Source organism: Mesorhizobium sp. RCC_202 (genome assembly GCF_041355295.1).
Lineage (GTDB): Bacteria > Pseudomonadota > Alphaproteobacteria > Rhizobiales > Rhizobiaceae > Mesorhizobium.
In genome coordinates, this window is the sequence record NZ_JBFUPO010000004.1 from 140,636 (window position 1) to 164,281 (window position 23,646).

At 64.3% G+C, this 23,646-nt stretch carries 16 protein-coding genes; 13 read left to right on the top strand and 3 right to left on the bottom strand.

Annotated elements, in window-relative coordinates; all coding sequences use genetic code 11:
* Positions 1 to 3: 3 nt before the first annotated feature.
* Entirely contained in the window at positions 4 to 2,064 is a 2,061-nt protein-coding gene (locus AB6802_RS10885) for a hydantoinase/oxoprolinase family protein (protein WP_371010102.1), read from the top strand.
* A 25-nt stretch (positions 2,065 to 2,089) separates the two neighbouring features.
* Positions 2,090 to 3,889, top strand: a complete 1,800-nt coding sequence (locus tag AB6802_RS10890; protein WP_371010103.1) for a hydantoinase B/oxoprolinase family protein — start codon at positions 2,090 to 2,092, stop codon at positions 3,887 to 3,889.
* Positions 3,890 to 3,933: 44 nt separating this feature from the next.
* Here AB6802_RS10890 and AB6802_RS10895 read toward each other — a convergent pair whose 3' ends face one another.
* The gene (locus AB6802_RS10895) at positions 3,934 to 4,803 is read right to left on the bottom strand and encodes a LysR substrate-binding domain-containing protein (protein ID WP_371010104.1); all 870 of its coding nucleotides are present in this window, start codon (positions 4,801 to 4,803) and stop codon (positions 3,934 to 3,936) included.
* Positions 4,804 to 4,953: 150 nt separating this feature from the next.
* On the opposite strand from AB6802_RS10895, the gene AB6802_RS10900 reads away from it, so the two are divergent.
* The 11 genes from AB6802_RS10900 (at position 4,954) to AB6802_RS10950 (ending at position 19,179) form a co-directional block, all read left to right on the top strand.
* The gene (locus tag AB6802_RS10900; RefSeq protein ID WP_371010105.1) at positions 4,954 to 6,156 is read left to right on the top strand and encodes a 2-aminoethylphosphonate--pyruvate transaminase; all 1,203 of its coding nucleotides are present in this window, start codon (positions 4,954 to 4,956) and stop codon (positions 6,154 to 6,156) included.
* A 19-nt stretch (positions 6,157 to 6,175) separates the two neighbouring features.
* Positions 6,176 to 7,432 (top strand): phosphonoacetate hydrolase, encoded by a 1,257-nt coding sequence (gene phnA / locus AB6802_RS10905; protein ID WP_371010106.1) that lies wholly within the window; start codon positions 6,176 to 6,178, stop codon positions 7,430 to 7,432.
* 49 nt (positions 7,433 to 7,481) lie between these two features.
* Positions 7,482 to 8,936: a phosphonoacetaldehyde dehydrogenase gene (gene phnY / locus AB6802_RS10910; protein WP_371010107.1), complete on the top strand. Its 1,455-nt coding sequence runs from the start codon at positions 7,482 to 7,484 to the stop codon at positions 8,934 to 8,936.
* An 80-nt stretch (positions 8,937 to 9,016) separates the two neighbouring features.
* Positions 9,017 to 11,488 (top strand): FAD-dependent oxidoreductase, encoded by a 2,472-nt coding sequence (locus AB6802_RS10915; RefSeq protein ID WP_371010108.1) that lies wholly within the window; start codon positions 9,017 to 9,019, stop codon positions 11,486 to 11,488.
* Positions 11,489 to 11,588: 100 nt separating this feature from the next.
* The gene (locus AB6802_RS10920; RefSeq protein WP_371010109.1) at positions 11,589 to 12,707 is read left to right on the top strand and encodes a TIGR03364 family FAD-dependent oxidoreductase; all 1,119 of its coding nucleotides are present in this window, start codon (positions 11,589 to 11,591) and stop codon (positions 12,705 to 12,707) included.
* Entirely contained in the window at positions 12,704 to 14,050 is a 1,347-nt protein-coding gene (locus tag AB6802_RS10925; protein ID WP_371010110.1) for an aspartate aminotransferase family protein, read from the top strand. Before AB6802_RS10920 ends, AB6802_RS10925 begins: the two co-directional genes overlap by 4 nt.
* Before the next feature lie 5 nt (positions 14,051 to 14,055).
* Positions 14,056 to 15,066 carry an NAD(P)-dependent oxidoreductase gene (locus AB6802_RS10930; protein ID WP_371010111.1) on the top strand — a complete coding sequence of 337 codons (1,011 nt, stop codon included), beginning with the start codon at positions 14,056 to 14,058 and terminating at the stop codon, positions 15,064 to 15,066.
* Positions 15,067 to 15,320: 254 nt separating this feature from the next.
* Positions 15,321 to 16,352 carry a 2-aminoethylphosphonate ABC transporter substrate-binding protein gene (locus AB6802_RS10935; RefSeq protein ID WP_371010112.1) on the top strand — a complete coding sequence of 344 codons (1,032 nt, stop codon included), beginning with the start codon at positions 15,321 to 15,323 and terminating at the stop codon, positions 16,350 to 16,352.
* A 31-nt stretch (positions 16,353 to 16,383) separates the two neighbouring features.
* Complete coding sequence (locus AB6802_RS10940) at positions 16,384 to 17,532, top strand: ABC transporter ATP-binding protein (protein ID WP_371010113.1); 1,149 nt, start codon at positions 16,384 to 16,386, stop codon at positions 17,530 to 17,532.
* Positions 17,525 to 18,382 carry a 2-aminoethylphosphonate ABC transporter permease subunit gene (locus AB6802_RS10945; RefSeq protein ID WP_371010114.1) on the top strand — a complete coding sequence of 286 codons (858 nt, stop codon included), beginning with the start codon at positions 17,525 to 17,527 and terminating at the stop codon, positions 18,380 to 18,382. The genes AB6802_RS10940 and AB6802_RS10945 overlap by 8 nt, the downstream gene beginning before the upstream one ends.
* Before the next feature lie 2 nt (positions 18,383 to 18,384).
* A complete protein-coding gene (locus tag AB6802_RS10950) occupies positions 18,385 to 19,179 on the top strand; it encodes an ABC transporter permease subunit (protein WP_371010115.1) in 795 nt (264 codons plus the stop codon).
* A 219-nt stretch (positions 19,180 to 19,398) separates the two neighbouring features.
* Here the strand turns inward: AB6802_RS10950 and AB6802_RS10955 are convergent, their stop codons facing one another.
* Both AB6802_RS10955 and AB6802_RS10960 read right to left on the bottom strand, forming a co-directional pair.
* Positions 19,399 to 20,733 (bottom strand): hypothetical protein, encoded by a 1,335-nt coding sequence (locus tag AB6802_RS10955; protein ID WP_371010116.1) that lies wholly within the window; start codon positions 20,731 to 20,733, stop codon positions 19,399 to 19,401.
* On the bottom strand, positions 20,730 to 23,606 hold the full coding sequence (locus tag AB6802_RS10960; protein ID WP_371010117.1) for a peroxidase family protein: 2,877 nt from the start codon (positions 23,604 to 23,606) through the stop codon (positions 20,730 to 20,732). The genes AB6802_RS10955 and AB6802_RS10960 overlap by 4 nt, the downstream gene beginning before the upstream one ends.
* Positions 23,607 to 23,646: the final 40 nt, after the last annotated feature.

A 23,646-nucleotide genomic window follows, 5' to 3' on the forward strand; every position in this document is an offset into this window, starting at 1 on the left:
TGTATGGCTTATCAAGTTTGCATCGACATTGGCGGCACCTTCACCGACTGCCTTGTCTCGAACAGCAAGGGCGAGATCGCCATCTTCAAGTCGCCGACGACGCCGGGCGAGTTCGAGAAGGGTTTTATCAATGTGCTGCATGTAGCGGCCGAGGGCTATGGCCTAAGCGGCGCCGATTTCATGAAACAGATCGAGCTCGTGGTGCACGGTTCGACCGTGTCGACCAACGCGCTGGTCGAGCGCAAGACGGTCAAGGTCGGCCTCATCCTGACCGCCGGCCACCAGGACATATTGGTGCTGCGCGAAGGGCCGCGCAAAGGCGCTTTCCAGTGGCGGCTGAACTATCCAGATCCTTACGTGCCGCGCCACCTCACCAAGACGGTGGCTGGCCGCATCGACGCGCGCGGTCGCGAGCTCACGGCGCTGTCGCATGATGACGTGCGCAAGGCGGCCGACGAGTTCCGCGGCCTTGGTGTCGAGGCGATCGCCGTCGGTCTGCTGTGGTCGGTGGTCAACCCGGCGCATGAGCTCGCCGTGCGCGAGATCCTGGATAAAGAACTGCCGGGTATCCCGGTGACGCTCAGCCACGAGATCAACCCGATGCCGCGCGAATACAAGCGCATCATCGCGGCCGCGATCGACGCTTCGATCAACCCGATCGTGCGCACCTATATCGAGAAGCTGAAGACGGCGCTCGACGAAGAGGGTTTCGAAGGCGAGCTGCTGCTGGCCAATTGCGTCGGCGGCATGATGCCTTTGGCCGACATGATCAGGAAACCGATCTACAGCGTCATGTCCGGCCCGACGCTGGCGCCGATGGCGGCGCTCGCGCTCTCCGACGAGCCCGACATCATCGTCGGCGACATGGGCGGCACAACCTTCGACGTGTCGGCACTGCGCGACCACCAGATTATCGTCACGCCCGACAGCATGATCCATGACGACTCGCTCGGCATTCCAAAAGTCGACGTGCGCTCGGTCGGCGCCGGCGGCGGCTCGATCGCCTTCGTCGACGAAGGCGGTCTGCTGCAGGTCGGTCCGCGCAGCGCCGGCGCGCGGCCGGGGCCTGCCTGCTACGGCCAGGGCGGCACCGAGCCGACGGTGACGGACGCCAATGTCGTGCTCGGCATCGTCGACCCGGACTATTTCCTCGGCGGCAAGATGCAGCTGAAGCGCGAGCTGGCGGAAGCCGCGGTCGACAAGATCGCGACGCGACTTGGCGTGTCGCGGCAGGAAGCGGCCTACGCGATCTACACCACGAGCAATCACAACATGGTGGCGGCGATCGAGGAGATCACCGTGCGCGAAGGCATCAACCCGCGCGACTCTTTCTTCGTCTGCGGCGGCGGCGCCACCGCCATCCACATCGCCGAGATGGCCGACATCCTCGGCCTGAAGCGCTACATGGTGCCGCGTTTCATGGCCGGGCTCAGCGCCTTTGGCGGACTGATCTCCGACATCCGTTCGGAAGCGAGCGCGGTGCTGCTCACCTCCGACGCCGACTTCAATGTCGCCGGCGTCAACGATGCGTTGAAGCGGCTCAAGCAGGCCGGCAACACTTTCCTCGCCGAGGCCGGTGTGGCGCCGGAGAACCGCCAGTTCGAATTCTCTTTCCTCGGCCGCTACGAATACCAGTCCTTCGAGATCGAGGTGCCGTTCGAAGCCACGGACGGCACAGTGTCGGAAAGCGATCTGCCGGGTTTGGTCGAGGCCTTCCACAAGATGCATGAGCGTATCTATTCGATCCGCGCCGACAACGACATTGTCGAGTTCACGGCGTGGAAGCTGCGCGCCATCGGCAAGCGCTCCGGCCAGGATCTCTGGCAGAAGAACGTATTGCCCGACCAGATCGGCGACATCGATCCGAAGGCAAGACGCGGCATCTACCAGCAGGAAAGCGGAAGGGTGGAGACGGTGCCGGTTTACGAACTGGCGCGGCTGCGCGCCGGGGCGCAGCTCGCCGGTCCGTGCCTCGTCGAGGCCGAGACCTTCACCGCCTATCTCAAGAACCAGCACCAGGGCCAGATCGACCGTTACGGCAATCTCGTCGTCAACATCGCCTGATTCAACCAACGTGAGAGAACGACCCATGGATACCATCAATAGGCTCGAGCTCGACGTCGCCGAGCGCCGTGTCGACCCCTTCCTGATGTCGGTGCTGAAGAGCCGCTTCGAGGCGATCGTGCGCGAGATGACGCTGGTCGTCATGCGCGCCAGCCGCTCGGCGGTGATCAAGAACGCGCGCGACTTCTCCTGCGCCATCCTCACCTACGACCACCGGCTGGTTTCGGTCGAGGATGCGCTGCCGATCCACGTCATGTCGATGGACATGGCGACACGGCCGCTGACCGAGCTTTTCGATGACGTCACGCAAGGCGACATCTTCCTCAACAACTGCCCCTATACCGGCGGCACGCACCATGCCGACCTGATCATGGCGATGCCGGTGTTCTTCGAGGGCGAGCCGCTGTTTTGGGTGGTGGCGCTGTCGCACCATGCCGATACCGGCGCGCCGGTGCCGTCGACCTATCTGCCGTTCGCGAAGAATATCTTCGAGGAAGGGATGCATTTCCCTTGCGTGCGTGTGGCGCAGAATTACGAGGAGAAGAAGGACATCCTGCGCATCGGCACGATGCGCAACCGTGTGCCGGATATGTGGCTCGGCGACGTGCGGGCGCAGATCGGCGCCTGCCGTACCGGTGAGCGCCGCATCGGCGAGTTGTTTTCCCGCTACGGCCGCGACACGATCCTCGGCTTCGTCGAGGATTGGTTCGACTATGGCGCACGCTGCGCCAAGGCGGCGATCGCCAAACTGCCGGCGGGAACCTACAGCTACGAGACCCGCCATGATCCGGTGCCGGGTGTCGCCGACGAAGGCATCCCGGTTCGTGTCACCATCCATGTCGACCCGGGCAAGGGCGAGATCGTCGTCGATGTGCGCGACAACATCGACAACGTGCCGGGCGGCCTCAATTTGTCGGAAAACACCGCAACCGGCTCCTGCCGCATCGGCGTCTTCAACAATCTCGACGAGAGCATCCCGCACAATGAGGGCGCCAAGTCGCAGATCAAGGTGCTGCTGCGCGAAGGCAGCGTCGTCGGCAAGCCGAAATACCCGGTCGGCACCTCGGTCGCCACCACCAATGTCAACGACCGGCTGATGATTGCCGGCAATTGCGTGTTCTCGCGCATGGGCGCGCCTTACGGCCAGGCCGAGAGCGGCTCGCACCTGCCGGCCGGCGTCGGTGTCATCTCCGGCCACGATCCGTTCAAGAACGGCAAGTCCTATGTCAATCAGGTGTTCGTCGGCTATGCCGGCGGCGGCGCGCGCCATGGTTTCGATGGCTGGCTGACCTATTGCGGTCCGGCCAATGCCGGCCTGATCCAGCTCGACTCGGTCGAGGTCGACGAGTCGATGTATCCGATCGTCATCGAGCGTCGCGGTGTGCTGCCCGGATCGCAAGGTTTCGGCGAGTTCGAGGGCGCGCCGGCGACCGGCGGCGTCTTCTACCCGCTCGACCACGACATGACGATCGTCTACGCGGCCGACGGCACCAGCTTCCCGCCGCGCGGTGTGCTGGGCGGCGGCGACGGCAAGGAAAGCGAGACCATCAAGCTCCGGGCCGGCGAGAAAATCGTGCTGCCGGCGTTCAGCGAGGAGACGATCGAGGACGGCGCTCGCATCGAGTTCACCGCTTGCGGCGGTGGCGGCTACGGCGATCCGCTGAAGCGCGACCCGAAGCGGGTCGCCGCGACCGTCAACCGCGGCTGGTTGAGCCGCGCGGATGCCAAGACGGTCTACGGCGTAGCGTTGAAGGATGCGGCCGAGCCGGGGCTGCTCGCCGTCGACGAAGCCGCGACGGCAACGTTGCGCGCCGGCCGAGGATGAGGGAAGGGGCGGCATAAGCGCCGGCCTTCCGCATTCGCAGGCGCTCAGTCCGCCGACATGGAGCGCGCAACGTCGAGAAAGGCGCGCACCAGCTTGCCGCCGCTGCGTTCGCGCAGGCAGATCAGCGCCTCGTCCATCAGCGTCTCTGGGGCATCGATCGTGATCTGAGCCAAGCGCAGATCGTGGCCGAACTCGGCGGCCGAGACAAAACCGACGCCGGCGCCCGAGGCGACGATCTCACGCACCGCCTCGCGGCCCTCGGCCTCGATCGCGGGCTTGAGCTCGATGTTCGAGGCTGCGGCAAGATCCTCCAGCTTCTTGCGTGTCTTGGAGCCGCGTTCGCGCATCACCAGCGGTTGCTGCGCGAGCTGTTCCAGTGTCAGCGATGTTTTCCCCGCCAACGGGTGATCGGCGGACACGAAGGCGATGATCGGGGTCGAGTTGAGTTTCAGCATCTCGAAATCGCGGCCGGCCGGCACTTCGGGAAGCACGCCGATGTCAGCCTCGTAGCTGTAGAGGCTGCTGATCACGGTGTCGGTGTTGCCGGAGCGCAGCGAAACCTGGACGCCGGGATAGCGGGCGCGAAAGGCGCCGAGGATGTGCAGAAGATGGTGCGCCGCATCGGCGACGATGCGCAGCGTGCCCGAGCGCAGCGCGCGCGATTCCGTCAGGAGTTCCAGCGCCTGCTGTTCGGTCTCGAACATGCGGTGCGTGATCTCGAGCAGCCTCTGGCCTTGCGTGGTCAGCGTGACCTGCTTCTTGTTGCGGTTGAACAGAAGCACGTCATATTCTTCCTCGAGCTTGCGCACCTGGTCCGAGATGGCGGGCTGGGTGAGGAACAGCGCCTCCGCCGCGCGCGAAAAGCCGCCTGATATGGCGACCTGATGAAAGGCTCTGAGCTGCACATAGCGCATTGGCGTGGCTCCCGTGGCGGCGCTTATGCCTCAGATTTCTATCATCGATCAGATCGATACATCAATACAAAATAACGATTTTACAAATATGTCGGGCCAACCGAGAATGACTGTCATATTCCGATGACTGGATCGAAGTGGGAGGGCGGCATGCTCGCTGAGACGAAACTTGCGGCGGTCAAACCGCTGGACAAGCCGGCGCTGGGTGAACCTTATCTGCTGACGCCCGGTCCGCTCACCACGGCTTATGCCGTCAAGCAGGCGATGCTGCGCGACTGGGGCTCCTGGGACGGCGATTTCCGCGCCATGACGGCCGATCTGCGCCGCCGCCTGCTGGCGCTTACCGGCGATAGCAGAGATGAATTCGACTGCGTGCCGATGCAAGGCAGCGGCTCCTTCTGCGTCGAAGCGATGCTCGGTTCCTTCGTGCCGAAGGACGGCAAGGTGCTGGTGCTGGCCAACGGCGCCTATGGCCTGCGCGCCGCGCAGACCATGCAGTATATCGGCCGCGCCTACACGTTGATCGACAAGGGCGACTATTTGCCGCCGCGCGGCGACGAGGTGGCGGCGGCGCTGAAGGCAGACCCGGCCATCACGCATGTCATCGCCATCCACTGCGAGACCAGTTCCGGCATCCTCAATCCGGTCGCAGAGATTTCGGAAGCCGTCTATGCCAATGGCCGCAAGCTCCTGGTCGATTCCATGAGCGCCTTCGGCGCCATCCCGCTCGACGTCAATGACATCCGCTACGAAGCGATGGTGTCTTCCGCCAACAAATGCATCGAGGGCGTGCCCGGCTTCGGCTTCGTCATCGCCCGCAAGAGCGAGCTCGAGGCCGCCAAGGGGCGCAGTCATTCGCTGTCGCTCGACGTCCATGCGCAATGGGCGACCATGAACAAGACCGGGCAGTGGCGCTACACGCCGCCGACGCATGTCGTCGCGGCCTTCCTGGAAGCGCTGCGCTTGCACGAGGCCGAAGGCGGCGTCGCCGGGCGCGGCGCGCGCTACTTCCGCAACCGCGACGTCATGGTGGCCGGCATGCGCAAGCTCGGTTTCGAGACGTTGCTCAAGGACCGCTGGCTGTCGCCGATCATCGTCACCTTCTTCAACCCGGCGCACCCGAACTTCGCCTTCGACCGCTTCTACGAGCTGATGAAGGACAAGGGTTTCATCATCTATCCGGGCAAGCTGACGGTGGTCGATTCCTTCCGCATCGGCTGCATCGGCCAGATGGACGAGCATGTCATGCGCAGCGTCGTCGAGGCGGCGGCTTTCTCGCTGCATGAAATGGGCGTCGACAGCGCCGCTCCATCACCCGCCGCAATCGCCGAGCGCGCCAAGCTCGCCGCCTAGAGGTTTTGAGGATTTTACGATGAACCAGATGTCTCCCGTCAACGTCACGGCCAATGGCCGCTCCTATGCCTGGCCGCGCGTGCCGGCGATCGCCATCTGCCTCGACGGCTGCGAGCCGGCCTATCTCGACGAAGCGATCAAAGCCGGGTTGATGCCGGCGCTGGTCAGGATCAAGGAAAAGGGCACGGTGCGCTTTGCCCATTCAGTGATCCCGAGCTTCACCAATCCCAACAATCTGTCGATCGCCACCGGTCGGCCGCCGTCCGTGCATGGCATCTGCGGCAACTATCTCTACGAGCGCGAGACCGGCAAGGAAGTGATGATGAACGACCCGCGCTTCCTGCGCGCGCCGACCATCTTTCAGGCCTTCTATGACGCCGGCGCCAAGGTCGCGGTGGTGACCGCCAAGGACAAGCTGCGCGCTCTGCTCGGCAAGGGCCTCGCCTTCGACGAAGGCCGCGCGCTGTGCTTCTCGGCGGAAAAGTCCGACACCACCACCAAGGCCGAACACGGCATCGACAATGCCTCGAAGCATTTTGGCTTGGCCGTTCCGGAAGTCTATTCGGCCGAACTGTCGGAATTCGTCTTCGCCGCCGGCGTCCAGCTGCTCAAGGAATTCCGTCCCGACATCATGTACCTGACCACGACAGACTACGTGCAGCACAAATATGCGCCGGGTGTGCCCCAGGCCAACGCCTTCTACGAAATGTTCGACAAGTACCTGACCGAGCTCGATGCGCTGGGTGCTGCGATCGTCGTCACCGCCGACCACGGCATGAAGCCCAAGCATCATGCCGACGGCTCGCCCAATGTCGTCTATGTCCAGGACCTGCTCGACGAATGGCTGGGCAAGGACGCGGCTCGGGTCATCCTGCCGATCACCGACCCTTATGTCGTGCATCACGGCGCGCTCGGTTCTTTCGCCACCGCCTATCTGCCAAAGGGCGCCGACCAGGCCGACATCATGGCGCGGCTGGCCAAGATCGAGGGCATCATGCTGGTCGTCGACAGCCCGACGGCCTGCGAGCGTTTCGAGCTGCCGGCCGACCGCATCGGCGACATCGTGCTGATCTCGACCGAGAACAAGACGATCGGCACCAGCGAGCATCGCCACGATCTGGCCGCCCTCAACGAACCGCTGCGCTCGCATGGCGGGCTGACCGAGCAGGAAGTGCCGTTCATCGTCAACCGCGTTTTGCCGGACCTGCCGAACGAGCCGACGCTGCGCAATTTCGATGCGTTCTACTACGCCACGATGGCGGCGGCGCTGGTTTGAGGTTGGCGCTGTCGACCTCGCGACGTATCCAAAGAATGGAACTAAGCCCATGACCCAACTCGACCCTGCCATCAAAGTTCGCCACGAGCCAATGCGCATCGCCGGCCAGAAAGTGGACGCCGAGCGCAGGCTTGAGGTGCGGTTCCCTTGGAACGACACCGTCATCGGCACCGTGCCGGCGGGCGGAGCGGAGCATGCGCGGCGCGCCTTCGAGATCGCCGCCAATTATCAGCCGAAGCTCACCCGCTACGAGCGGCAGAAGATTCTGCTCAAGACCGCCGAGCTCATCAATGCCCGCAAAGACGAACTGTCCGATCTCATCACGCTGGAGCTTGGCATCTCCAAGCAGGACTCGCTCTATGAGGTCGGCCGCGCTTTCGACGTCTTCACGCTGACCGGCCAGATGTGCATCCAGGACGACGGACAGATTTTCTCCTGCGATCTCACCCCGCACGGCAAGCAGCGCAAGATCTTCACCACCCGCGAACCGCTTACCGCGATTTCGGCGATCACGCCGTTCAACCATCCGCTCAACATGGTCTCGCACAAGGTGGCGCCGGCGATCGCCACCAACAATTGCATCGTGGTCAAGCCGACCGAACTGACGCCGATCACCGCTTTGATGCTGGCCGATATTCTGTATGAGGCCGGGTTGCCGCCTGAGATGCTGTCGGTCGTCACCGGATGGCCGGCCGATATCGGCGACGAGATGATCACCAATCCCAACATCGACCTGATCACCTTCACCGGCGGCGTGCCGGTCGGCAAGATGATCGCGTCGAAGGCCGGCTACAAGCGCCAGGTGCTGGAGCTCGGCGGCAACGACCCGCTGATCGTGCTCAACGATCTGTCGGATGAGGATCTGGCAAAGGCCGCCGATCTGGCCGTCGCCGGCGCCACCAGGAACTCGGGTCAGCGCTGCACGGCGGTCAAGCGCATCCTGGTGCAGGAGAAGGTCGCCGACCGCTTCGTGCCGATGGTGCTGGAGCGGGCCAAGGCGATCCGCTTCGGCGACCCGCGCGATCCGGCAACCCAGCTCGGCACGGTGGTGCATGAGAAGGCGGCGGCACTGTTCGAGAAACGCGTCCACATGGCGGCCGAGCAGGGCGCCGAGGTGCTTTACAACCCAGGCCGCAAAGGCGCGCTGCTGCCGCCGATCGTCGTCGACCGCGTGCCGCACCAGTCCGAGCTGGTGATGGAGGAAACCTTTGGCCCGATCGTGCCCATCGTGCGCGCTCCCGATGATGACGAGGCGCTGATCGCGCTGTCGAACTCGACCGCGTTCGGCCTGTCGTCGGGCGTCTGCACCAATGATTTCCGCCGCATGCAGAAATACATCACCGGCCTCAAGGTCGGCACCGTCAACATCTGGGAAGTGCCTGGATACCGCATCGAGATGAGCCCCTTCGGCGGCATCAAGGATTCCGGCAACGGCTACAAGGAAGGCGTCATCGAGGCGATGAAGAGCTACACCAACGTCAAGACGTTTTCGCTGCCTTGGTAATCCGCCTTGTTGGCGCTCAGATGAGGCACGGCGCATTGCGCGTTGCCTCCCGTCTCCAAACCTTCTGAGAGGACTATGCAATGCCGGCTGAACTTCCGACCCAGGCCCGGGTGGTCATCATCGGTGGCGGGGTCATCGGCTGCTCGGTCGCCTATCATCTGACGAAACTGGGCTGGTCCGACGTCGTCTTGCTGGAGCAGGGCCAGTTGAGCGGCGGCACCACCTGGCATGCGGCCGGTCTGGTCGGCCAGTTGCGCAGCCAGTCGAGCATGACCACGCTGGTTCGTTATTCGACCGAGCTTTACAGCCGGCTCGAAGCTGAAACCGGCCTCGCGACAGGCTGGAAGAATTGCGGCTCGATCAGCGTCGCGCGCACGCAGGACCGCATGACACAGCTGAAGCGCACCGCGGCATCGGCGCGCGCGCAGGGTGTGGCGGTCGAACTGATCTCTCCCGAGGAGGCCGGCAAGCTCTGGCCTCCGATGGCGATTGACGATCTGGTCGGCGCGGTCTGGCTGCCGGGGGACGGCAAGGCCAATCCAACCGATCTCACCCAATCGCTTGCCCGGGGCGCCCGCACCGGCGGCGCCAGGATCGTCGAGCGCGTACGTGTCACCGGCATCAAGACGAAAGACGGCCGTGCGACCGGCGTGTCGACCAGCCAGGGGGATATCGCCGCCGAGATCGTCGTGAACTGCGCCGGTCAGTGGGCCGGCAAGGTCGGCCGGATGTGCGGCGTTTCGGTGCCCCTGCACTCGGCCGAGCACATGTACATCGTCACCGGCAAGGTCGAGGGCGTGCATACCGACCTTCCGGTCATGCGCGACCCGGACGGCTACATCTACTTCAAGGAAGAAGTCGGCGGGCTGGTCATGGGCGGCTTCGAACCACAGGCCAAGCCGTGGGGCATGGACGGTATTCCCGACGATTTCGAGTTTGCGTTGCTGCCCGACGATTGGGACCAGTTCGAAATCCTGATGGAGAATGCCCTGATCCGTGTGCCGCAAATGGCCGAGAGCGAGGTCAAAAAATTCTACAACGGACCGGAGAGCTTCACGCCCGACAACAATTTCATTCTGGGCGAGGCGCCGGAGCTGAAGAATTTCTTCGTCGGCGCCGGGTTCAATTCGATGGGCATCGCAAGCGCCGGCGGCGCCGGAAGGGCACTGGCCGAATGGATCGTCCAGGGCGAGCCGACCATGGATTTGTGGCCGGTCGATATCCGCCGCTTCGCTTCCTTCAACAACAACCGGCGCTTCCTGCACGACCGCGTCAAGGAAACCCTCGGCCTCCACTATGCGATGCCATGGCCGAACCGGGAACTCGACCTCGCCCGGCCGCTGCGGTGTTCGCCGTTGTACGACCGTCTCAAGGCCAAGGGCGCCGTGTTCGGCTCCAAGATGGGCTGGGAACGCGCCAACTGGTTCGCGGGCGCCGGCGAAGCGCCGGAGACCGAATACAGTTTCGGCCGGCAGAACTGGCATGAAGCCGTCGGCCGCGAGATGAAGGCCACGCGCGAGGCTGCGGCGCTCTTCGACCAGACCTCCTTCGCCAAGATCCTCGTGCAAGGCCGCGATGCCTGCGCGGTGCTGAACCGCCTTTGCGGAGCGAATATCGATGTCGAGATCGGCCGCAGCGTCTATACCGGCATGTTCAATGCGCGGGGTGGCTATGAAAGCGACCTGACCGTTCTTCGCCTGGCCAAGGACCGGTTCCTCGTCGTCACAGGCTCAGCGCAGCCGGTCCGCGACTTCGACTGGATCAGCCGCAACATTCCCGACGATGCGCATGCCGTGCTGACCGACGTCACCTCGTCTTACGCCATATTGGGTTTGATGGGCCCGCATGCCCGCACGATATTGTCGCGCGCAAGCTCGGCGGACCTTTCCGAGGACGCTTTTCCATTCGCCACGCATCGACAGATCGATGTCGGTTACGGCGTCTGCATCGCCAATCGCATGACCTATGTCGGCGAACTCGGTTGGGAGTTGATCGTGCCGACGGAGTCTGCCGCCGGCGCCTATGACGCAGTTTGCGCCGCCGGCCGCGACCTTGGTCTGGTCGATGCCGGATACTATGCGCTGGAGGCCCTGCGGCTTGAGAAGGGCTATCGGGCCTGGAGCCGCGAGCTCACGCCGGACATCAATCCGTGGCAGGCCGGCCTGGGCTTTGCGGTCGATCTTGGCAAGGATGGCGGCTTCATAGGCAAGGAAGCCATCGTCGCGGCAAAGGGGCAGCCGCTTGCAAAGCGCGTCGTCCAGTTCACGCTCGAGGATGGCGCGCCGATGCTGTGGGGCGGCGAGTTGATCCTGCGCGACGGCAAGCCGGCCGGAGAGCTGCGCTCGGCCGCCTATGGCCACAGCCTCGGTCGTTCCGTGGCGCTGGGCTATGTCGAAAACACGGCCGGCGTCGACAATGCGTTTCTGTCGTCCGGCAATTTCGAGATCGATCTTGCCGGCGTCCGTTACCGGGCCAGCGTCCATCTCAGGCCCGCTTACGATGCCAAGGGTGAGAAAATCAGACCTGTGGCGGCAATCGGAAAGGCCGCCTAGACATGCGGACAGATGCTTGCCTGCCCGCCACCGCACCCTTGTCCTCACGCGAGCTGACACTGCGGCGCCGCCATGAACCCCCTTTGCTTGCGCGGGTGAAATGACGACACGGTTCGACCTTGCCGTTGTCGGCGCGGGCATTGTCGGCATCGCTCATGCGCTGGCCGCCGCGCGGCGCGGCTTGCGGGTCGTCGTCATCGATCGCGACCGCCAGGCGAATGGCGCCTCGATCCGCAATTTCGGCCTCGCCATCGTCACTGGGCAGGAGCCTGGGCCATCGCGTCGCCTGGCGGAGCGCAGCCGCGAGATCTGGCTGGAGCTGGCGCAAGATGCGCGCCTGGACATCCTCCATCGCGGCAAGCTGATCGTCGCGCAGCGGCCGGAAGCGCTTGCCCTGCTTGAGACCTTCAAGTCCGGCGAGCATGGCGCCGAGTGCAGGCTGCTGACGGCGCGCGAGGCGGCCGCGCAGCAAACCGGCCTCGATGAGAAGGCTGTTATCGGCGGGCTCTACAGCCCGTTCGAGTTGCGCGTGGAATCGCGCGACGTGCTGCCGCGCCTGACTGCATTCCTGGCGGAGAAGCATGGCGTCGCGTTCCGGACCGGCGTCTCGGTCACCGAGATCGCCCCGCCCTTCGTCGAGACGAGCGGCGGGCGCCTTCAGGCGGAAAAGGTCGTCGTCTGTCCCGGTGACGATTTCAGCTCGCTCTATCCACAGCTGATTGAAAAGCACGGCCTGCAGCGCTGCAAGCTGCAGATGCTGCGCCTGGCCGATCCCGGCTTCAGGCTTCGCTCGGCGCTGATGTCGGATCTCAGCCTGCTGCGCTATGGCGGCTTTGCTGTCCTGCCGGAAGCCGGCGCGCTGCGAAAAAGATTGGGCGAGGAACGCGGCGCGGCACTGGCCAATGGCGTTCACCTGATTGTCGTGCAGAGCGCCGATGGCTCGCTCGTCGTCGGCGATTCCCACCATTACGGCCTGTCGCTCGATCCGTTCGGATCGCAAGCCGTCGACCAGCTGATTCTCGATGAATTCGGGATATTGTTCGGCAAGGCGCCGGACGTGCTGGCGCGCTGGACCGGGAGCTACGCATCGGCCAAGAATGCCGTCCTGCGCGAGTCCCCGCATGAGGACGTTCGACTGGTGATTGTCACCAGCGGTGCCGGCGCCAGCACCGGTTTCGGGCTTGGCGAGGAGACCATAACGGAGTTGTTCGGCCAATGACGCTTGTCCATACCGAAGGCGAATCCAACAAGGCGGCAGCCAGGCAGGAGTGGAGCGCGAGGCAGAGCCACGCGCCCTCGCAGGAGCTGCTGCGCCGCGACGCGGCGGCCTTCCTGCACCAGAGTCTTTCCAGCCCTTGTGTCTCGGCCATCGCCAAGGCGGAAGGCATCTGGATCGAGGACACCGCCGGGCGCCGCTATATGGATTTCCATGGCAACAGCGTCCACCATATCGGCTACGGCCATCCGCGGCTCAAGGAAGCGATCGCCAAGCAGATGGACGAACTGCCGTTCTCGCCGCGCCGCTTCACCTGCGAGCCGGCGATCGAGCTTGCCGAGACGCTCGGCGCGCTGGCGCCGGGAGACCTCGGCAAGGTGCTGTTCACCACCGGTGGGTCGGACGCCATCGAAGTAGCGCTGAAGCTGGCGCGCGCGGCCACGGGCCGGTTCAAGACGCTGTCGTTCTGGGATGCTTTCCACGGCGCCGGCTTTGGCGCTTCCAGCGTCGGTGGCGAAGCGACGTTCCGCTCCGGCATCGCCGGGCCACTTTTGCCCGGCACCGAGCATGTCGCGCCCTGGGCGCCGAACAACTGTCCGTATGGCACCAGTTCGCTTGAGGATTCGGCCCGCGCCTGCGCCAACATGATTTCCTATGTGCTGGGACGCGAAGGCGACTTCGCCGCCTTCATCGCCGAGCCGATGCGCGCGACGCCCCTGGTGCCGGCGCCGGGCTTCTGGAAGGCGGTGCGTGAGGCCTGCGATCGGCATGGAACGCTGTTGATCTTCGACGAGATCCCGACAGGCCTCGGCAAGACCGGAAAGTTCTTCGCCTCCGAGCATGACGGCGTCACGCCCGACATGATCGTGCTCGGCAAGTCGCTCGGCGGCGGCATACTGCCGATCGCCTCGGTGATCGCGCGGCGCGACCTCGACGTCGCCGGCGACTATGCGATCGGCCACTACACGCATGAGAAGAACCCAGTGACGGCCCGCGCGGCGCTGACCACCATCGCCATCGTTCGCGACGAGGGTCTGGTCGAACGTTCGGCCGAGCTCGGCGCGTACGCTCTTGCCCGCATGAACGACCTCATGCAGCGCTCGCCTTTCGTCGGTGACGTCAGGGGCAGGGGATTGATGTTCGGCGTCGAGATGGTCGAGGACAAGGCAAGCCGCATGCCGGCGCGCGCGCTTGCCGAGCGGATCTATTACCGCTGCCTCGACGAAGGGCTGAGCTTCAAGATCAGCCAGGGCAATGTGCTGACGCTGTCGCCGCCGCTGGTGATTTCGCAGGCCGATCTCGACCATGCGCTCGACATCGTCGAGGCCGCCGTGCTTGCGGCCTGAACGCGATGAAGGCGGTCCGCACCGACAGCGAGCTCGAGTGCCCGGGCATCGACGCGGGCTTGAGAGCGCGCGGTGTCGAACTGATGACGCTGCCGGACGGTATCCCGGAAGCCGAGTTGATGACGGCGGTCGCCGACGCCGACCTGATCTTGATGTGCTACACGCCGATCACCGCGCGGGTCATCGAAGCCGCAACCAAGCTAAAAGGCATCGTCAAATACGGCGTCGGCATCGATGCCATCGATGTCCAGGCAGCGATGCGGCGCGGCATTCCGGTCGTCAATGTTCCCGAATATGCCGAAGAGACGGTCGCCGAGGGCGCCTTCGCGCTGATGATCGCGCTGGCGAAACGGCTGCCGGCGATCACGGCGGCGGTTGCGCGCGACGGCTGGGTCTGGCCCGAACAGCGCTGGCTCGGCCGTGACATTTCCGGATCGACACTTGGCCTCGTCGGCTGCGGCAAGATCGGCCGCAGCATGGCGCGCATGGCGGGGCAGGGGTTTCGGGCGCGGGTGATAGGCTACGATCCGGGCGTCGACGCGGCGTCGATGCGGGCCGCGGGTATCGAGAAGGTCCACGATCTGCACGCCATGCTCGGTGTCTGTGACTTCGTCTCGGTCCACTGCGTGCTCAACGATCAGACGCGCGGCCTGATAGGGGCCAAAGAACTCGCCTGCCTGAAGCCTTCCGCCGTTCTCATCAACGTCTCACGCGGCGCGTTGATCGACGAGGCCGCACTGTTCGAAACGATCGTTGCGGGACGCATCGGCGGCGCCGGGCTCGACGTCTATTCGCTGGAACCGCTGGCGCGGTCCGGCCATCCGATGAGCGGGCTTTTCAATCGCGACAATGTGATCCTGTTTCCGCATCTCACCTTCTTCACCCATGACGCGATGCGCCGTCTCGAAGACGATACGCTCGCGCGCTGTTTCGAGGTGCTCGACGGTCGGCCGGTGACCATCCGCTCGCATGACCCGCGGTTGCGGGCGCAGACGGCAGGCGTCGAATTTCGCTGAAAACCCGACATTTCCGCAAGAAAACACCGCCGATGCGTGGAAAAACGTGCGTGCAACGGGCGTGCGACAGTTCCATGACAAGTATCAGGGGAAGTTTGCTTGTCATAAAATAAATAGATTTTACTTATCGATCGCTGACCCCCAAAGTTGAGACAACGACGACATGCACCAGCGCTAAGGAGCCCATAGCGGATCAGTCAGCGCGACCACGAGTGCGTCGCAAAATGTGCATTCCACAAAAAGGGGAACTGACCATGAAATCGCGAAAAATTACTGTAGCCATGACCTTTGCCGCGGCGTTGCTCGGCTCATCGGCGCTGGTCGCGCCAGCACTCGCCGACGGCGTCGTCACCATCTATTCGGCCGACGGTCTGCATGATGGCAATGGCAGCTGGTACGAGACCGAATTTGCGGCCTTCACAAAAGCGACCGGCATCACCGTGCAGTATATCGAAGGCGGTTCGGGCGGTGTCGTCGAACGCGTCGCCAAGGAGAAGTCGAACCCGCAGGCCGACGTCCTGGTGACGCTGCCGCCCTTCATCCAGCGCGCCGCCGCCGACGGCCTTCTGCAAGACTACAAGCCCGAGGGCTCCGACCAGATCGATGGCGGCACCGACAAGTACCGGCCGCTGGTCAACAACTACATGAACTTCATCTACAACGCCTCCGTCCTGTCGGAGGCACCGAAGGCCTACGACGATCTGCTCGATCCGAAATTCAAGGGTAAGATCCAGTATTCGACGCCTGGACAGGCCGGCGACGGCACCGCCGTGATGCTGCAGATCATCCACGCCTTCGGCGGCGAGGATGCCGGCTTCGCCTTCATGAAGAAGCTGCAGGAAAACAATGTCGGTCCGTCCGCTTCGACTGGCAAGCTGACCGCGCTGGTCAACAAGGGCGAACTGCATGTTGCCAATGGCGACCTGCAGATGAACCTGTCGCAGATGGCCGGCAATCCGAACATCAAGGTGTTCTGGCCCGCCGGTCCCGATGGCATCCGCTCCACCTTCGCGCTTCCCTACGACATCGGCCTGGTCACCGGCGCGCCCAACAGCGACAATGGCAAGAAGCTGATCGAGTTCCTGCTGTCCAAGGAGGCGCAGTCGACGGTAAGCTCCGTGGCGCTGGGCCTGCCGGCCCGCAAGGATGTCAAGCCGGACGACGCCAACTTCGCCAAGGCACAGGAAATTATGAAGGGCGTGACCATCTGGGCACCGAATTGGGATGACGCGCTGTCGAAGCTGCCCGACTACGTCAAGAAGTGGAACGAAGCGACCGGAAGTTGATCTCCTGGTGACCAGATCCGGAGGACCAGCCATGTCGGTGCCCGCTCTTACGGGAAGCAATGTCATGGACGTCGACGCCGCGAAAATTCGTGGCGCCGGCTCCAATGTCCACTTCGACAAGGTCAGCGTCGCCTATGGCACGCATGTCGTGCTGCACCCGCTGACGCTCGACATCGCCCCAGGCGAAATCCTGGCGATGATCGGGCCCTCCGGTTCCGGCAAGACGACGGCGCTCAGGGCCGTCGCTGGTTTCGTCAAACCGGCGAGCGGCCGCATCCGCATCGGCGCCACCGACGTCACCGATCTGCCGCCCTATGAGCGCGGGCTCGGCATGGTGGTGCAGAACTACGCGCTGTTCCCGCATATGCGCGTCGAGGACAATGTCGCCTTCGGCCTCAGGGCACAAGGCGCCGACAAGACGCTGATCGGCGAGCGCGTCAAGGATGCGCTCGCGACCGTCGGCATGTCCGGCTTTGCCGGGCGCTATCCGCGCGAACTTTCCGGCGGCCAGCAGCAGCGTGTGGCCATTGCGCGCGCGCTTGCGGTCAGGCCGCGCGTGCTTCTGCTCGACGAGCCGCTATCGGCGCTCGACGCGCAGATCAGGCGCAACATGGTCGAGGAGATCGCCAAGCTGCACCGCGACCTGCCGGGGCTGACGATCCTCTATGTCACGCATGACCAGACCGAAGCACTGACGCTTGCCGACAAGATCGCCATCATGCGTGACGGAAGGGTGTCCTCGCATGGGCCGACCGGCGAGCTTTACCGGCGGCCGCCGAACCGCTTCACGGCGGAGTTCCTCGGCCGCGCCAACCTGTTGCCGGTCACGGTCGCTGAAGGAGCCGCCGGACCGAAAGGGATGGCCACGGCAAAGTTGGGCGATGCCGTGCTTGCGGGCGCCGGACGCAGCGAGAAACCCGGCGACAAGACCCTGCTCTGCATCCGACCGCAGCATCTTAGCCTCACCGGCGACGAGGAGCATACGAACAGGATCGTCGGCACGCTCAAGGAAGTGCACTGGCAGGGCGAACTCACCCATCTGGTGCTCGATGTCGACGGCACGCCGGTGCGCGTCTCGGCGACCAGGCTGCCGGTAAGCCTGCCGGAGCGCGGCTCGGCGATGCCGTTGTTCTTCACGCCCGGCGATACGTCGCTCGTTCCGGAAGACGTCCGTGGCTGACGCGGTCGCTCTCCCCGCGCCGATGACCAGAAGGGTGTCCGGCAGGCTCTGGATCGTGCCGCCGACGGCACTGCTGGCGCTGTTGTTCTTCTATCCGCTGGCGCTGATTGCACGCCAAGCCTTTCTCGACGACAGCGGCGTGGCCAATGTCGCTGAATTCGCGCGCGTGCTGCATGCGCGCTTCTTCCTCAACGCGCTCATCAACACCATCACCATTTCGGTCGCGGCGACAGCCGGGTGCCTGATCGTCGGGCTGGTGCTGGGACTGATCCTCGCCTTAGTGCCGTTCCCCGGCAGCGGCGTCATCGCCCGGCTGATCGACACCTTCATCGCCTTGCCGACATTCCTGGTGACGCTGGCCTTCACCTTCCTCTACGGCTCGGCCGGCATGCTCAACGCCGGATTGATGGAGATGTTCTCGCTGCAGGCGCCGCCCGTCGATTTCCTCTATTCGACCTGGGGCGTGATCCTGGCCGAGGTCACCGTCTACTCACCTTTCGTTTTACGCCCGCTGCTTGCCGCTTTCTCGCTTGTCGACCGCAGCCAGATCGAAGCGGCGAGCGTGCTTGGCGCAAGGCCGTTCCGCATCGTCCGTCAGGTGATCCTGCCGGCGGCTGTGCCCGCTCTGATTGCCGGCGGCAGCCTCTGCCTGCTGTTGACCGTCAACGAGTTCGGCATCGTGCTGTTCATCGGCGCAAAAGGTGTCATCACCTTGCCGCTGCTAATCTACAGCAAGGCGATCCAGGAATCGGCCTATCAGGTCGCCTGCATCATCGCGGTCATCAACATCGTCTTGTCGCTGGGGCTGTTCAGCCTCTACCGGTTCGCCGCCGGCCGGCTGGGGGTCTAGCCATGCTGGTCTGGTCACGCCCCGGTCGCATGCTGATCTGGCTTGTCTTTGCGCTGGTGTTCGGCGTGCTGTTCCTGGCGCCGCTGGCGGTGATCCTTCTGTCCAGCCTTGCCGATCAGTGGAACGGCGTGCTGCCCAGTGGGCTGACGTTCGAGCACTACACCGATGTCGCGCGGGGTGCTGCCTGGAACGCGGTCAAGGCCAGTCTGATCACCGGCTTCCTGGCCAGCGCGCTGGCGCTGGTCAGCGGCACCTGGGCAGCACTTGCGCTGCGTGTCCAGGACGCCACGCTGGCGAAGGTGCTCGGGCTATTGTTCTTCATCCCAAGTGCGGTGCCTTCGGTATCGGTCGGCCTTGGCCTGCTGGTCGCCTTCAGCCATCCGCCGCTGCTGCTCAACGGCACAATCGCCATCGTCATGATTGCGCATTTCGTGCTGATCTCGGCCTTCACCTTCGGCAATGTCTCGGCCGGACTGGCGCGGCTTTCGCCCGACTTCGAACAGGTGGCGTCGAGCCTCGGCGCGCGTCCCGCCTACCGGCTCTGGCATGTGACGCTGCCGCTGCTTGCGCCCTATCTGGTCGCCGCCTTCGGCCTGAGCTTCGCGCTGTCGATGGGTGAGCTTGGCGCGACCGTCATGGTCTACCCGCCGGGCTGGGTGACGCTGCCGGTATCGATCTTCAGCCTTACCGATCGCGGCGATGTCTTTGCCGGCGCCGCACTCACCATGATCCTGGTGGCGGCAACGCTGGTCCTGCTGCTCGGGCTCGAACGACTGACCGGCCGCCAGACGCGCTGAGGGCGTGACGCTCAAGGGTGTGTTGAGATTCAGGTCAGGCCGAGTCGAGAAGGGTGGTTTCAGAGAACCGGAGCGGAGCGTACTTGAAGTACGTGAGCACCGGAAGCGCAGGAAACCGCCCTTCGCAGGCCGGTCTCCCCTGAATCTCAACACACCCTAGTGCCAGTCGCGCGCATGGTTACGATGCGCGTCGGTCAGTCCGTTGCGGAAGAAGCGCTCCTAATAGCCGACATCGACATGGTGCACCTGCAGCCAGATGCCGGGCACGTGGATCGCGTCGCAATGCGCCGGGAAGCGGCCGTGGGTCTCGTAGATGTAGGTGCAGATGTCGCGCACGCAGTCGATGACGTCCTGCGTGTAGACGGCCGCCTCGCTGAGGTAGCGATGGCCGTAGTCGCCCTTGTAGATTCCCGAGAACAGCTTCTCATCCGAGAAGAGGCCGGTCTTGCCGAACTTCTCCTCGACCACTTCGGCGACGGCGTCGGCCATCGTGTCGTAGTAGGGCGGCGACATGCCCTTGATCAGATGCTCGCCCTTGAAGCGCAGGCCGATCGGGTTGCTGCGCAAATTGGAATATTTCGGCAGCGGGACCTGCCAGCGCAAAAGGTCCATCAGACGCCAGCGCGGCACCTCGACGTCGAAGCCGAGCATGGGGCCATAGGTTTTCGAGAATTTCGGATCGCCGACGAGCACCGGCGGGCTGATCGAGCCATGGATCCAGGCGCCGAGCCCCATGGCGTCGGCGACGAGGAACAGGTTCTGTACAAGCAGGTCCGCCTCGATCTGCGTGCGCAGCGAGCCGATTGCGCCGAGCGGGATCTTCAGGTCCTTATTGAGGAAGCCGTTCTTCACCCAGCGCTTGACGCCGGCCGGGCGGTAGAAATTGCGGTCGTCGACGATGTTGGGCCGCGCACCATCCGGCTGCGTAAGCAGATACATCATGCCGTTGATGTACTGGCGCGAGAGGTCAACGACCGGCAGCAGGATGGTCGTGCCCGGCAGGTTGGACAGGAAGCGGTTGGAATCGAGATAGGCGGGAAAATCGCGTAGGCCTTCGGCGACGTCGAGGCGCTTGTCCAGGATCTTTACCTTGGCCTCACGCGAGCGCTCGATCAGCCGCTCCGGCGTGAAGGCGATGTTGCCGTCGGCGGGTGGCGGCAGCTTGCGCAGGAAATAGGTGCCTGCGTCGTTGATCAGGAAGAAGTGCGTGCCCTGCGCATTGTCGGGGCTGCCGGCGGTGCGGCCGGCCATGGTCAGATTGGGCTTGGCCATGATCGGCTTCTTGGTCGCCGGGTCCTCGAAGGGCCGGTCGGGCATGGTTAGCCCCGTGCAGCCGGTCATGGCGATCAGCACTGCCTCCTCGAGTTCCGACAGCGGCTCGCGCGGCTGGTCGGAGACATAGCTCATGCTGCCGGCGAGCACCGAGCTGCCCTGGCTGACGCGATGCGTGCGGCGGCGGAAGATCGTCTCGACCAGCGGCCGCTTCAAAAGCTGATCGAGCCCGGAAGCGATGCTGCCGTTTGCGGCCTGTGCCGGTTTCATCGGCGCGGTCATGGCTTTGCCCTCGCCATCGCCGGGTCGGTGCTGGCCGGCACGATCGGCCGCCAGGGCGCAAAGGCGCTCTGCGTCCTCGGCAGCACCGAGGCGAGGTCGGGACAGTGGCGCAGGATCAGGCTGGTCATGCCGTTGTTGGCGATCCAGTCGATGCCGAAGGGCGAGTAGATCTCCGGCCTGTAATCGACGGTGAGGAAGCGGTCGCTCTGCAGCCGCCGCGAGGCCATCAGGATGAAGATGCGGAAGGCGGTGTCGCTGAAGCCGAAGCCCGCCGGCGCCGGTTCGGAGAGCAGGCCTACAACCGTATCGATCTTGTCGACGTCGCCGTAGAGTTCCTTGAGCAGCCGTGCGTCCTCGGGGCTGGCCGTGACCTCCTCGAAACTCCGGATGCGCGGCCGGTGCAGGCCGGCGCGGAAATCATTGTAGCGCGGCACGCCGCGGCGCCTGGTGCGCACGATATCGACCACTGAAAGATCGATGATCTCGTTGTCGCGCTCGAGCTTGAGCAGCGCCTTGGGGAAGTTGTGCAGAGCGATGGCGCCGGGATGCGCGATGCCGAAGGAATAGAGCGTGTTGCGCAGGCCGAAATTGCGCATGATGTCATCGGCGCCGGCGCCCTGGATGTCGAGGAAACCCTTCTCGGCGATCTTTTTGCCCGATCTGTGGTGGTAGAAGCAATAGTCGTCCGGCAGCAGCGGATGCATGCGGTAGACGGTGGTGAAATCCTCGGTCAGCGAATAGGGCGCGGTATGGTGGTCCGGCATCGTCTTCGGGATGCCGACGGAGGCGTGCTCGTCGACCAGCCATAGGCCGAGTTTGGTCACCCAGTCATTGGCCGGAGGACCGTTCCAGTTGCTGGACAGGCCGACCTCGATCGCCCGCGTGGCAAGGATGGCCGGCGTCCATTCGACCGTGTGGATCTTGGCGATCAGCGCCGAGACGATGAGACGCGCCGTCTGGTAAATGCGCTCGTCGTCCCAATTCTTGTAGCGGAGCCGCAACTCATCGCAGAGCAGATTGTGCTCGCGCGCGAACAGCGTGTGCATGGCGCTCAGGCCCAGCCACCAGCTCTCGTTGAAGCCGGTCACCTCGAAGCCGTGCAGGTCGGTGGGCAAATGGTTGTTGACCAGCCGGATCTTGGCGCCTTCGCGCAGCATGTTGGCCTTGGTGCTGTTCGGGCCATAGACCTCCGAGCCGTCCCACCAGTGCGAGGCGGCGTTGCCGAAATAGATCGGCGGCTGGCCGGGACCACAGTCGAGCGCCTGGTTGCCGGCAATGCGCATGACATCTTCCGGCTTGCCGCCTACGGCGTTGGTCCACTTCATGCCCGGAGGCAGCGGGACAATGACGTCATCCTTGCCGAGCGGATTGCGCGCATGGTTGACCCAGTCATGCACCTGGAACTGGATCCAGGCGGCGGCCAGAATGTTGAGCGAACGCGCCGGGATGAACGTGTCGCGATGCAGCAGCTTCTGCACCACCTCGACAGCATTCGGCGTGTCGAACAGGTCCGGCTTGTAGGCCGGTGGCAAATTGCGTCCGAACGTGGCGCCGACTGCGCCCATTGTGGGCAGCGACAGGTCGTTATAGCTGCCGTCATAGGTGCGCGTCTGGCGCACGTCCTCGGCGATCGGCGGCTGCGGCTCGGGCCGCGCCTGCGGCGGCGCCTCGACGACTTCGGTGCCGATCAGGTTCTGTTGCCTCAACACATAGCGGAAGGCGTCGAGATTGAGCAGGCTGAGCCGAAGCGGCAGTCTGTGCCATTCGATGCGGCGATTGATCACCAGGAAGGACTGGCGCGCGATGGCGCTCAGCAGGCGATTGCGCAGCGGCGTCTCGGTGCGCCAGCGATAGGCGAGGCGGTGCGCGGCACTTGCGTCATAAACGCCTTTGCGCGCCCGGTTGAGATTGCCGAGCGGACGGAATTCATCCGTCGTGTTCCAAGGATTGAAGGCGAGCTCGTCGATCATCCTCGTATTGGTGAAGGCTTCGGACGTGCCGGCCGACGGCTGGGTAATGGTGAGCTCCGCCACCTTGACCGGCGGCGAGATGGTTTGCGTCCATTCGATCGCGGTGTCCTCGATCGGCGTCGCACGCTCGTCGACGAAAGGCTGGACGCAGAGCTCGAAACGCACATCGCCGGCCGCCAGCCGCGCGGCGAACTCGTTTGCCAGATAGCTCGCATCCTTCTCCGACGGATCGGGCGCTGGGGCAGCGCTAGGCACCGGCCGCAGCAGATAGCGCACGGCTAGTGTCTCGCCCCAGCAAATGGCGCCGCGACTCCAGAAAGTTTCCAGCGCGACACTGCGCACCTTGTGGCTACGGCCGGCCGAGATGTTCTTCAACATGCGGATCACTTCGGCCGGGCCGAAGCGGAAGGAGAGGCCGATGAGCCCGAAAACCTTGCCGATCGTGCCGCCGGCGGTGGCCTTGGCGAAGGCGACGAACTGCCTGGCATCGCGGGCATGCGAGACCGGGAAGTTGGTGGCCAGAAGGTCGTGCTGTTCCTTGTCCGAGACTTTCACGCGCAGCGCGACGCCGCGCAGGTCGGGTTTGTAGTCGGCCTGGCCTGAACCGCTGGCGTTCGAGAAGCGCACGATCGCCGGATAGGATTTGCCGGCTTGAGCAAAACCGGCGCGGAATTCGGCCGGGAGGTCGTCGTCGAAGCGCAGCGTGGCGTCGATCGAGGCGAAAATCGGCTTGGCGTGGAAGGCGCGCTGGATGCCGGCGGCCTTGGAGCGCTGCTTGGTCTTCAACTGGACATGCATCATGTCCTGCGCCAGCTGCTCGAACAGCTTGCGTTCCTGCTCGTCCGAGCCTTGCGGTATCTCGCGCCAACTCGTCGTTGGGTGCTTGCCAGGTTGCGTCAACACGATGAGCCTCCCTGCTCTTTGATTCACGCAATTCCGGACG

Coding starts and splice junctions, on each gene's coding strand:
- AB6802_RS10930 (WP_371010111.1), top strand. CDS start 14,056: ATGAAGGCGGTCCGCACCGACAGCGAGCTCGAGTGCCCGGGCATCGAC.
- AB6802_RS10935 (WP_371010112.1), top strand. CDS start 15,321: ATGAAATCGCGAAAAATTACTGTAGCCATGACCTTTGCCGCGGCGTTG.
- AB6802_RS10920 (WP_371010109.1), top strand. CDS start 11,589: ATGACGACACGGTTCGACCTTGCCGTTGTCGGCGCGGGCATTGTCGGC.
- AB6802_RS10895 (WP_371010104.1), bottom strand. CDS start 4,803: ATGCGCTATGTGCAGCTCAGAGCCTTTCATCAGGTCGCCATATCAGGC.
- AB6802_RS10925 (WP_371010110.1), top strand. CDS start 12,704: ATGACGCTTGTCCATACCGAAGGCGAATCCAACAAGGCGGCAGCCAGG.
- phnA (WP_371010106.1), top strand. CDS start 6,176: ATGAACCAGATGTCTCCCGTCAACGTCACGGCCAATGGCCGCTCCTAT.
- AB6802_RS10885 (WP_371010102.1), top strand. CDS start 4: ATGGCTTATCAAGTTTGCATCGACATTGGCGGCACCTTCACCGACTGC.
- AB6802_RS10900 (WP_371010105.1), top strand. CDS start 4,954: ATGCTCGCTGAGACGAAACTTGCGGCGGTCAAACCGCTGGACAAGCCG.
- AB6802_RS10955 (WP_371010116.1), bottom strand. CDS start 20,733: ATGACCGCGCCGATGAAACCGGCACAGGCCGCAAACGGCAGCATCGCT.
- AB6802_RS10940 (WP_371010113.1), top strand. CDS start 16,384: ATGTCGGTGCCCGCTCTTACGGGAAGCAATGTCATGGACGTCGACGCC.
- AB6802_RS10915 (WP_371010108.1), top strand. CDS start 9,017: ATGCCGGCTGAACTTCCGACCCAGGCCCGGGTGGTCATCATCGGTGGC.
- phnY (WP_371010107.1), top strand. CDS start 7,482: ATGACCCAACTCGACCCTGCCATCAAAGTTCGCCACGAGCCAATGCGC.
- AB6802_RS10890 (WP_371010103.1), top strand. CDS start 2,090: ATGGATACCATCAATAGGCTCGAGCTCGACGTCGCCGAGCGCCGTGTC.
- AB6802_RS10950 (WP_371010115.1), top strand. CDS start 18,385: ATGCTGGTCTGGTCACGCCCCGGTCGCATGCTGATCTGGCTTGTCTTT.